At 56.5% G+C, this 10,436-nt stretch carries 9 protein-coding genes and 1 tRNA gene; 2 read left to right on the top strand and 8 right to left on the bottom strand.

Annotation, left to right across the window (positions count from 1 at the left end; all coding sequences use genetic code 11):
- Positions 1-460 (bottom strand): ATP-binding cassette domain-containing protein (locus ABWO67_RS06555; protein ID WP_353149246.1); only part of this gene is annotated, 460 nt, incomplete at its 3' end.
- A gap of 221 nt (positions 461-681) precedes the next feature.
- Positions 682-757: transfer RNA gene (locus ABWO67_RS06550), tRNA-Lys, on the bottom strand.
- A 75-nt stretch (positions 758-832) separates the two neighbouring features.
- On the opposite strand from ABWO67_RS06550, the gene ABWO67_RS06545 reads away from it, so the two are divergent.
- Entirely contained in the window at positions 833-1,621 is a 789-nt protein-coding gene (locus ABWO67_RS06545) for a metallophosphoesterase (protein ID WP_353149243.1), read from the top strand.
- 26 nt (positions 1,622-1,647) lie between these two features.
- On the opposite strand, the gene ABWO67_RS06540 is transcribed toward ABWO67_RS06545, so the two are convergent.
- From ABWO67_RS06540 to mnmC, 5 genes are all read right to left on the bottom strand, one after another.
- Positions 1,648-2,064, bottom strand: coding sequence for a c-type cytochrome (locus tag ABWO67_RS06540; RefSeq protein ID WP_353149240.1), 417 nt, complete (start codon positions 2,062-2,064; stop codon positions 1,648-1,650).
- On the bottom strand, positions 2,061-2,642 hold the full coding sequence (locus tag ABWO67_RS06535) for a ferritin-like domain-containing protein (protein ID WP_353149237.1): 582 nt from the start codon (positions 2,640-2,642) through the stop codon (positions 2,061-2,063). The genes ABWO67_RS06540 and ABWO67_RS06535 overlap by 4 nt, the downstream gene beginning before the upstream one ends.
- A gap of 34 nt (positions 2,643-2,676) precedes the next feature.
- Positions 2,677-3,387 (bottom strand): RNA polymerase sigma factor, encoded by a 711-nt coding sequence (locus ABWO67_RS06530; RefSeq protein ID WP_353149235.1) that lies wholly within the window; start codon positions 3,385-3,387, stop codon positions 2,677-2,679.
- 123 nt (positions 3,388-3,510) lie between these two features.
- On the bottom strand, positions 3,511-5,730 hold the full coding sequence (locus ABWO67_RS06525; protein WP_353149233.1) for a glycoside hydrolase family 31 protein: 2,220 nt from the start codon (positions 5,728-5,730) through the stop codon (positions 3,511-3,513).
- A gap of 116 nt (positions 5,731-5,846) precedes the next feature.
- Positions 5,847-7,712, bottom strand: coding sequence for a bifunctional tRNA (5-methylaminomethyl-2-thiouridine)(34)-methyltransferase MnmC2/FAD-dependent 5-carboxymethylaminomethyl-2-thiouridine(34) oxidoreductase MnmC1 (gene mnmC / locus ABWO67_RS06520; protein WP_353149230.1), 1,866 nt, complete (start codon positions 7,710-7,712; stop codon positions 5,847-5,849).
- A gap of 88 nt (positions 7,713-7,800) precedes the next feature.
- On the opposite strand from mnmC, the gene ABWO67_RS06515 reads away from it, so the two are divergent.
- Positions 7,801-8,649, top strand: a complete 849-nt coding sequence (locus tag ABWO67_RS06515) for an inositol monophosphatase family protein (RefSeq protein WP_353149227.1) — start codon at positions 7,801-7,803, stop codon at positions 8,647-8,649.
- Between the two features lie 25 nt (positions 8,650-8,674).
- On the opposite strand, the gene ABWO67_RS06510 is transcribed toward ABWO67_RS06515, so the two are convergent.
- Complete coding sequence (locus ABWO67_RS06510) at positions 8,675-10,357, bottom strand: AMP-binding protein (protein WP_353149224.1); 1,683 nt, start codon at positions 10,355-10,357, stop codon at positions 8,675-8,677.
- Positions 10,358-10,436: the final 79 nt, after the last annotated feature.

The raw sequence follows: 10,436 nt of genomic DNA, 5'->3' as shown, positions 1-10,436 counted from the left end.
CCCGCGCGATGCCGACGCGTTGCTGCTGGCCGCCTGACAATTGCCGGGGGTATTTTTTGGCGTGGTCAGTCAATCCGACCAAGGCTAATACTTCGTGGGCCCGCTCAAGCTGCGCGGCACGTTTCAAGCCAGCCAACCGCAAAGGAAAACACACGTTGTCCAAAACAGTGCGGGAGCGCAATAAATTGAAATGCTGGAAGACCATGCCGACGCCGTGCCGGAAACTGCGCAATTGCGACTCGCCAAGCTGCGTAATATTCTGGCCACGCACCCAGACCTCGCCCTGCGTAGGCCTTTCCAACAGATTAAGCATGCGTATCAGGGTGCTTTTGCCTGCACCGGAACGCCCAATAATGCCGAAGACCTCGCCCTGCTTGATGTGCAAATCCACCCCCGCCAGCGCGTGCGAGACACGTCCGGGCGATGCATAGGTTTTATGGATATTTTCTAGAAGAATCAAAACGTTGGCTTATAGAAAACTGCGACGTCATTAAACCGCAATGGTGTCATAATTTAACATAACCGTATGGTCGATTTTTGCGCAATTGCATATCAAAAAGAAATATAGAAGGCACGGAAAATCATGAACGAAATCCAACCAACTACAGTCATCAATAGCTTATGGCAAAATCAATAAAAAAAACCAGCCATATAGGCTGGTTTTCTTTAAAAAAAGATCGGTGGTGGGTCGTGCGCGACTCGAACGCGCGACCATCGGATTAAAAGTCCGGTGCTCTACCAACTGAGCTAACGACCCGACCGAAGAACGAGATTATGACGTTATTTAATACCTGTGTCAAATCACCCTAACCAAGAAGCCAATACACCCATTATGTCCACACGTAAAACGGTTCGACTCAACATCTTGTCCGATCTTCATTTAAGCCGCCAAGGATTGCCTATCCCCCAGACAGATGCCGATATTATTGTGCTGGCGGGTGATATTGCCCGTCCGAAGGAAGCGCTTGAATGGGCTGGCGGTTTCAGCAAGCCCGTACTTTATGTCGCCGGCAACCATGAGTTCTACGGTGGCAGCATAGACGGCACGTTAGACAATTTACGAAAATTGGCTGTAGGCACGGACATACATATTCTGGACAACAACGAAATTGTGCTTCACGGCGTACGTTTTCTAGGCTCTACGTTGTGGTCTGACTTCAACCTGTACGGCCCAGGCACGACGCGCCAACAAGCCATTACTGAGGCCTTGGCGTTTATACGAGACTTTGTCCGCATCGAAACGGGCTCTTCGCCGGCTCATGCTTTCTCGCCGGCCGATATGGAAGCGCTATTCAACGCCAACCGCATCTGGCTGCAAGACAAACTTAGCCAACGATTCGACGGCCCTACTGTTGTTATCACACACCATGCACCATCACCCAAAAGCATACATCCCCGATTCGAAGGCTCGCTGATCAACAATTGCTTTGTGTCGAATAGCGAATACCTGCTGGGATCTGACCGCGCTGCGCTCTGGATACATGGCCATACGCATGACAGCTTTGACTATCTGGTCAACGGTACTCGCGTTGTTTGCAATCCCCGCGGCTATGCCAAAGACGGCATTAATGAAAACGCCGCCTTCAATCCAGACATGGTCATTGAGGTAGCACTGCCCTGATGTCTCAAAAACAAAAAAGGACGAAATCAACGAGCCGGGCAATCCGGCGATGCATTTTCTTTTTTTAAATAGGCAATCAGATCGATCCGTTCTTGCGCATCCGGTATTCCCGCATACCCCATCGATGTTCCCTGAACGACTTTCATGGGATTCTGTAAAAACACATTCAAAGTCTTCTCGTCCCAGATGATCTTTGAATTCTTCATGGCTTGGGAATATGCAAAACCCGGCACCGTACCCGCCTGCCGGCCGAACAGGCCGCAGTGCCGGGGCCCGGTACGATCGTAAGCCAAGGCGTGGCAGGCAAGGCAACGCGAATAAACCGCCTCGCCGCGCACGGTATCACCCGGCCCAAGGTCTTGTGACCGGGCGGACTGGATACCGAATCCGCCCCACGTACAGAAGCTCGCCGCTAGCAATAGCAGGCATTGAGCGCACTTCATGACACAAAAGCCGAAGGAACAGGGGGCTCCCCAAGGGCGTTACGCAAAATAGCCCAGTGCATGGCCTCGTCACCCAGTATGCTGGCCGCAGCTTTGGCCAAGTCGCGGTTATCAAAGACCGGCACGGCGCCCAAGTATGCACTGACAGCACCCTTTTCAAGCATAGCGGCAAAACGCAGGACATCCGCCTGCGACTTCAGGGTCTCCACGGGAAATGTATATTTTTCCTTGGCTGACACGGGCTTGCCGCCAAGCGTATGTACCGTCTTAGACAAGAGTTCGGCATGTTCTTTATGCTGGCCTTGAAATGTCAGTGCCAGGTCTAGCACCGGCTTTTGCAACAAACCGCTTTCCGCCCCCAACTGGTAGGCCGCAATCGCTTCCAACTCAGCTCCCAAAGCCGTATTCAAGATACGTACATCCGACGCGGCGGAATCCTTGCCTCTGCCCTTGGCCAAGACGTCGCGTCCCGCCATCATTGCTACAGCAGCGCCCGACAGCAGCAAGCCGGACTGGCCCAAAAAAGCCCGGCGGGCATCGCGGGTTTCTGGATTATGAACAAAAGCTAGAAACGACATGGCACTTCTCCTTGTAGGACTGCACTTGAAATCGTCAAATGTTTATCTGCGCTTTTGCTTTATCCAAGCGTGCCATGACGGCGGCCACAATCCGGTCACAGCGATCGCCAGCAAAAGAAAATGCCGTGCTCAAATCGGCGCTCGTGTCGGCCTGCAAAGACTTGCGCAATAACTTGCGGGCGCGAAAATATCGAGTACGTACCGTCGCGGCTGGTATTCCCAGGCTCAGGGCGGTTTCGTCCACGGTCAACTCCTCTACCGCGCGCAATACAAAAACAGATCGAAATAAATCGGGGAGCTGATCGATACGCTCTTCAAGCAAGTGCCGGGTCTGCCTGCCGGCAAGCAGGCGTTCGGGCTGTTTCGATGAAAAATCATCCATAGTCGTTGCCACTGCGACAGTGTCGCGCTCTGCTTCGTTGTTGAACTCCAGCCAAGTGGAAAGACGATTTATCTTGCGCAAACGCCGGGTTGATTCGTTCACGACAATCCGGGTCAGCCAAGTCGACAGACTGGAATCACCACGGAATCCGGAGATCCCCTGGTAGGCCTTGTAAAACGCCTCCTGCACTGCCTCCTCTGCATCAGCATCATTGCGCAAAATGCTGCGGGCGACTCGATAAAGTCGCTGGTTATAACGGCGCATCAGTACCTGCAGCGCAGCGCCATCCTTCATCGCGATGCGCTGGGCCAATTGGGCATCGATGCTTTGCCCATCGATGGACTTTACAAGAGCAAGAGCCATGATCCGACCGAAAATGAGTGAGTTACCGCATTAGATACCACCTGCGACGCCCGCGTTCCCGTTATCCAGACAAATAAAAAAAGGGAGGCTTGCGGCCTCCCTTGGGTGATTTGCTTTTGAAGCTTAACGTGCGCGTGAAATACGCACCTCGGCCCCACGGCGCTTCACTTCCAGCCCTTCTGCCGGCAAGATACGCAAGCCTTCCAGGCCTTTGATATAGCTGGAACCCTGCATTTGCATGACGCGTATCTTATTGCGCATCACGACAGGGCTATGCTCGGGCATACCAAACATCCAGACTTCGTCAAGGATGCGGGCCGAATTAAAGTCGCCAGTGTGCTGCGCGGTAGGCCCTAGACACAGCATGTGCCCTTCGCGTCCGAAAATGGGCAAAGAGTCCAGGCCAGCCTCTACCGTCCAGGTAGTGCCGCCTTCGTATCGCCACCCGGTATTCAGATCCCACCAGGCATCGCCCTCTGGCAAATATACCTGTACTTTATTACCCGGTTTCAACATTGGGGCGACCAGCAAAGCCGGGCCCAACAAATACTGTGTATCCCACGCCTGAGCAATGGGATCGGCTGGAAATGCAAGCGCCATCGACCGTTGAACAGGCAAGCCCGTTCGGACAGCGTCTTCGATAATCCCCAAGACGTAAGGAATCAACCGATAACGCCATTGCAACCAGTGCTGGACAAGCTCACGAGTAGCACTATCGAACGCATCCGGCAGCAACGCAGGAATACCCTGGAAGCTGAAATTGCCGGAAAACACGCTCATGGCGAGCCACCGTATATACAATTCCGGCGTCATGGTGGCAGTGGAATGCGCCGCCGAACCCAGGTTATGTGTTTGTACCGGAATACCGCTGTCAGCAAGCGACAAGGCGGTACGCAAAGTGTGCTCGAGATCTGCCCAATCGTTGCCGGTTTGCGGCCCTGTTTGCCAGGCAAATCGCTGGACTGCCGGGAACAGGTCAGTACTGCAGACCACCCCTTCCTGAGGGGTCTTGTGTCCGGCCGTTGCATCGAACAATGCCCGACGGGCCAGCAAAGGATAAATCGTGCGCAAGAGGGAACCCGACTCGCCGCCACGCGCGGTAATGCCATCCGGAATATCGAACTGGGCGTCGCATACCGTGGCGCCCAAGCCTTCGTCGACCAGTTGACGCTGGCGTTCGGACCAAAGCTTATAAACGTCTTTGTTGGTCAGGTCGAGCAAACCGAAACTTTGCCCCCCGGTAACATCATTACCGGGAAAAACATGCGCATTGGCGTCGTCATCGTTGATCAGCAGCCAGCCGCGATCTTCCCATTCGGCAAACATATGCGTGTCGGAAAGCACACCGGGGAATGACGGCGCGGCCAATTGAATATTCAATTCCTGAAAGCGGGCGAACAAATCACGCGAATCGGAAACTCGGCCCACGGACCATTCAAAGGCTGGTTTGTCGGCTTGGAAACCATACACCGCCGGCGCCGCCATACGCACGGCATCCAGGCCCCATTGGTTTTCGCGGAAATTCTGAACGACACGCAGCGTCTCGTCGGTAGACTGACCCGGTGCCTGATCCAGCCAGACCCCCATGGGCCAAAGGCCGGGTTGCCCTGCACGACCGGTAAGCGCCGTATACTGATTCAGGATTTCACTGGGCTCACCGGCAAATATGAACAAATCAAAAGTGCCGTCATGAATGATCGTGTCGTATAGGTCGGCGGCATCACGGCCCAGGTCGTGCTCGACCCGTTGCAACGAGTTGACATATAAGCCCCATCCCTTCGGGCTCCAGACCAGCGGCAACGAGCGCCCGGAAGGCGCGTCGGACACCAGGAAATCGCCCCGGCGATCTTGCTCGCCACCCGACTCGCCCAGACCATGCAAGGCATCGTCGCCGTCAAGTTCGGCAGAAAACCGCCATGCGGTAGCTTCGCCGCTGCGTCCGCAAGCCAACGTCGCGCCGGGCGGCGTGCGCAAAATGCAATCGTCACCCCGATACAAGGCGAACTGCAAAGGCGAACGCATGACTTCCAGTGCGATATCGCCCTGCTCCAGGCGCCAGCCCGATTGCACGGGCTCGGGGATGGAACACACGGCGAGCTCGCCCACCGGCTCTTGCCGGGCAAGCAGCATTTCCGCATGAGCCCGCTCGCGGGCGCTATGCTTGTCAGCCTGCAGCGATTCAGCAGGACCGCAGCGCAAGCGATAAACGCCTGGCGCATGCGCTTCTACTTGAAGCAGCAGCTCGGTGTCCTGGACATCGAAATCGGCTCGCGTCGATTTCGATGTCAGAAATTGGAGTGTAGTAAGTTGCGTCACGTGAGCAAGGTCAGACTTGGGCGGCACAGCGCAATCCTCGGGGCATAAGCCCAAAAAGCATTTAAAAGGTAATATTTTGACGGATTTGCGCTATAAAATAAAATCGCATGGCTTTATGCGCCTTTCAAAACCGCAAAAAATAATTATCGTGGGGCAATCCTGCGTAAAAGCTCCCGTTCCAAGGGCAAAGGTTCTTGATCAAGCGTAGCTGCAATGACATCACCAGCCAACGCAGCCCAGCTCAATCCGCGCGACCCATAAGCACAAGCAAGCCATATGCCTGGCATTTCGTCAATTGGCCCAATAACCGGGAGCCGATCACTGACCGCCGCCCGCCAACCCGCCCAGCCATCATCCAGCCCTGGCAAGCGGCCAAGCCCGGAAAGCGGTACATTCAGCAAGCCTGCCACTTTCCTGCTGACTTCAGCATGGCCCTGCTGCGTTATGCAGCTTTGTGCGCTATCGAGCCCATAAGTGCTGCCGCCAACAAACCGCCCTTCAATAGGCGGAAGGCAATAACCATCGCCTGCCAAAACCACCTGCGGCGCAACCGCCGTGCCGGAGTAATAACTAACCTGGCCTGCAAGTCGGTACATGGACTCAACCTTGGGCAAGTTGGATGCGTTCGGCATGCTAGCCAGTAACGCCGTCGCCTGCGCAGCGTTGGCTAAAACCACCTGCGCGCCACGCGCCAATTCTTTGCCCCGGGAATCCATCGCCAGCCACAAACCGGTGCCATCCGGCCGCAATTGTTCCACCTGATTAACCATACAGTGTATACGAGGATGACATAACAAGGCTTCAAGCAGTGCCTGCGGCTGAACTTTCTGCCCTTGCGCGAACCATAATCCGCCGCAAGAGAGCGCACGCCCGGCCCTTTCCGAGGCCTGTTCCCTGCTTAGCCAAGTTACCCAATCGGCGGGAAAGGCCAGATGTTCGAGCGCGCTATGGCAATCAGCCTCTTGCTGCGCATCGCGCGCCAACGCAATCGTGCCGCAAAGCAACGGCCGTGCCTGGCCTGGCAGCCCCTGCCAGCGCTGCAGAGCGCGGCTTACGCCTGCCCGGCTGAGCCTCGCGCGGCTATCGTCATCGCGAGTGATCACTGGCGTCATTGCTGCCGCAATGTGACCATGATGGCTGCCCCCAAGGCCTAGGGCAAAAGCCGGGTCCAGCACTGTGACGTCGTGACCACGCAACGCCAAGGCCTGCGCTACGCCAGCACCCGCCAAGCCGCCGCCTACAACCAGCACGGGCTGACGAGGCAGGGTCCGATTAGGGCTGCGGCCCATACCGGGGCGCAACGTCGCCACTGTAATTTCACGCTTGCCGCCAAAGCCTGGCTCTTTAGTCACCAGGAAACCCGCATCGCGCAAACCGCGCCGCACGTCGCCAGTACAGCACCAGGTAGCCGCAGTCGCCCCCACATTCGCCATGCGTACCAACTGGCCGAATAAAGAGCGTGTCCACATATCTGGATTGACCCGCGGCGCAAACCCATCAAGAAAATAGGCATCGACACAGGCTGATACCTGATTAGCCAGCCGGGCAACCGAACCAAACGCCAACGTGAGCGTCAGCCTGCCGCCTTCGAACTCCAGCCTGTGCAAGCCGGGCAGCAAGGGTGGCCAGGCCGCCACCAATTGGTCGGCAAGCGTTTTTTCCGGTTCTTGGAGGCGGCCGGCCAACGCCAGCGATAAATCCCGCGCACTAAAGGGATGGGCTTCGAAAGAAACAACATGCAAGCGTGCCGGACGCTGGGCATCGTCGCGCCACGCTTGCCATAGCGCCAGAAAATTATTGCCCAGCCCGAAACCTGTTTCGCATACGGTGAAGGAATCTTTGCCTTGCCAGCGCGCAGGCAAGCCATTGCCAGGAAGAAAAACCCTTCTGGCTTGCTCCAGGGCACCCCATTCGGGGTGATAGACGTCATCGAAATCCCGGCTTACCGGCGTACCATGCTCGTTGAAAGCCAGCGTGGCCGGCACCAGAGGCATATAGTTATCGGACATGCGCAGCGTTAAAAAAAATTAAATTATCGTCACGTACAATAAAGATTGACCGAGCGGACAACGCTCTTGCTGACCGGGACTTATTAGTATGCACTCTTTCCGTCTTCCACTTAGCGACTGCCTGGATGCGGCCGTAACCGCCGCACACGCTGGAGCAGCCATTTTACAGTCGTATGCCCATAACCGCGCCGAACTCGTCATTGACAAGAAAATGCGCAATGATCTGGTATCGCAGGCCGATCGCGAAGCGGAAGAAACCGTCATCGAAATATTGCGCGAGCGCACGCCCGATCTTGGGATAGTTGCCGAAGAAAGCGGCGGCCAGACATCGGGTGCAGCCACCTGGTACATCGACCCGCTGGACGGCACCACCAACTTTCTGCACGGCATCCCGCAGTATGCCGTATCGATTGCCCTGATCGCCCATGCAGGCACAATCGTTGAAGGCGATACGCCGCTAGAACACGACACGCCCGTTATCGGCGTAATCTATGACCCGAACCGTGAAGAACTCTTCACCGCCATGCATGGCGTGGGTGCCTGGCTAAACGAACGGCGCATCCACTGCTCGCAAACCGAAGTATTAAGCGAGTCAGTCGTAGCCACCGGGTTCCCGTTCCGCGACTTCTCCTTCGCCGAACAATATATGCCTACGCTGGATTACGCCATCAACAACACACGCGGCGTGCGCCGCCTTGGCGCGGCCGCTTTGGACCTGGCGTGGGTCGCTTGTGGCCGGTACGACGGCTATTGGGAAATGGGGCTGGCGCCATGGGACGTGGCCGCTGGTGCAGTCATCGTGCGCGAAGCGGGTGGCATTTGCGAAGACATCCATCACCAGGACCCGTGGCCAATCAAAGGATACGTGTACGCCGGAAACCAACACACCGCGCCGGCGCTGGATGCCATGATCCAGCCACATCTGAAAAAAGGCTAACACCACGGCACGGGTTCGGGCGCGCCTACCGCGCGCCCGCCAAGGCCTCATCGCGCAAAGCCCGGCGCAGAATCTTTCCGACATTGCTCTTGGGCAGTTCCGTCCGAAACTCGAACAAATGAGGGCGCTTGTAAGCCGTGAGGCAGCGGCGGCACCAGTCCCGCAACGCCTGCTCATCGAGTCCCGCGTCTTTTTTAACTACGAAAAGCTTGATCGCCTCGCCGGTTTTACCATCCGGAACGCCTACTGCCGCACATTCCAGCACGCCCGGATGCTCGGCAACGACCTCTTCAATCTCGTTAGGATAGACATTGAAGCCAGATACAAGAATCATGTCTTTTTTCCGGTCAACCAGGCGCAAACGCCCTTCGACGCTTATGACGGCGATATCGCCTGTCTTGAAGTAGCCCTCATCAGAAAATGCATCCCGTGTCTCGTCGGGCCGCTGCCAATAGCCCAGCATGACCTGCGGCCCCCGAACGGCAAGTTCGCCGGACTCGCCGGGAGGCGCTTGCCGACCCTGGTCGTCCAGCAGCATGACCTCGGTAAGCGGCAACGGAAATCCAATATCGCCGGAATGGCTCGTAGCATTGGTAGGATTGGCCGCTACTACCGGCGAAGTCTCGGACAACCCATAACCCTCTATCAGCGGCAAGCCTGTTATCGCTTGCCATTTATCCGCTACTGATTTTTGGACGGCTGCCCCTCCGCCCAAACACAGCCTTAGCCGGGAAAAATCCAAAGCGGCGAATCCTTCCCGATTCACCAAGCTGTTGAACAAGGTATTGACGCCCGGAAAAATATGAACGGGGTCGCGCCGCCATGCCCGGAAGACACTGGCCGAGTCACGCGGGTTGGCTATTAGCACGGTACACATGCCCGTGTGCGCGGCAAGCAAACCGCACAGCGTCAAGGCAAAAATATGATAAAGCGGCAAAGCCCCAAGAACAACAAAGGGCTCACCCGGCAGCTTGCCCAACGCCGACTGCGCCACAGCCTGCACCTGCAGCACATTGGCCACCAGATTGCGCTGCGTAAGCATGGCCGCCTTCGGAGTACCCGTCGTGCCGCCTGTGTACTGCAAGATCGCGACATCATCCATGGAGACTTGCGGCCTTGACCACGAAAGATTCGCCCCCTCTTGCAAAACTGCCGCAAACCGCGAGGTGCCGGCAAGCGAATAAGCGGGGATTGCCCTTTTTATATACCGCAAGACAAGATTGATGGCATGGCCCTTGATCCCCAGCATATCTCCGACCGAGACCAGAACGACCCGGCGCGGCAATGCCTCGGTGGGTACGGCGGCAAGTGTCGCCGCGAAGTTTTCCAGAATAAAGATAGCATCGGCGCCACTGTCGCGCAGTTGATGCTCGAGCTCGCGTGCCGTATACAAAGGATTGACATTCACCACGACCATTCCTGCGCGCAATACGCCCAGTAACGCCACCATGTACGGCATCACATTAGGCATCATCAGCGCGACACGCGCGCCCGGCGCCAGCCCCTGCCGGGAAAGCCAGGCGGCTACCGCATCGGCGCTCCGGTCAAGTTGCTCGTAACGCAGATCATGTCCCATGAACACCAGGGCGCGGCGCGAACCGTGCTTGCGGCATGCCTGATCGAGCATATCAACCAATGAGGTATACGATTCGATCCCAATATCCGTCGTAGCGTTTTCCGGGCAAAAATGCAGGTGAGACTCTTCCATTCGCGTAGGCAGGGCTGTCTGGCCCTTTTTCGTTTCAGTAGTTTGATGATACGCTGTCACAAGCGTAAAGTTTTCCCGA

The organism is Pollutimonas bauzanensis (assembly GCF_040393045.1).
Lineage (GTDB): Bacteria > Pseudomonadota > Gammaproteobacteria > Burkholderiales > Burkholderiaceae_B > Pollutimonas > Pollutimonas bauzanensis_A.
Note: the sequence above shows the minus strand (reverse complement) of the source record. Positions and strands in the feature narration are given on the sequence as shown.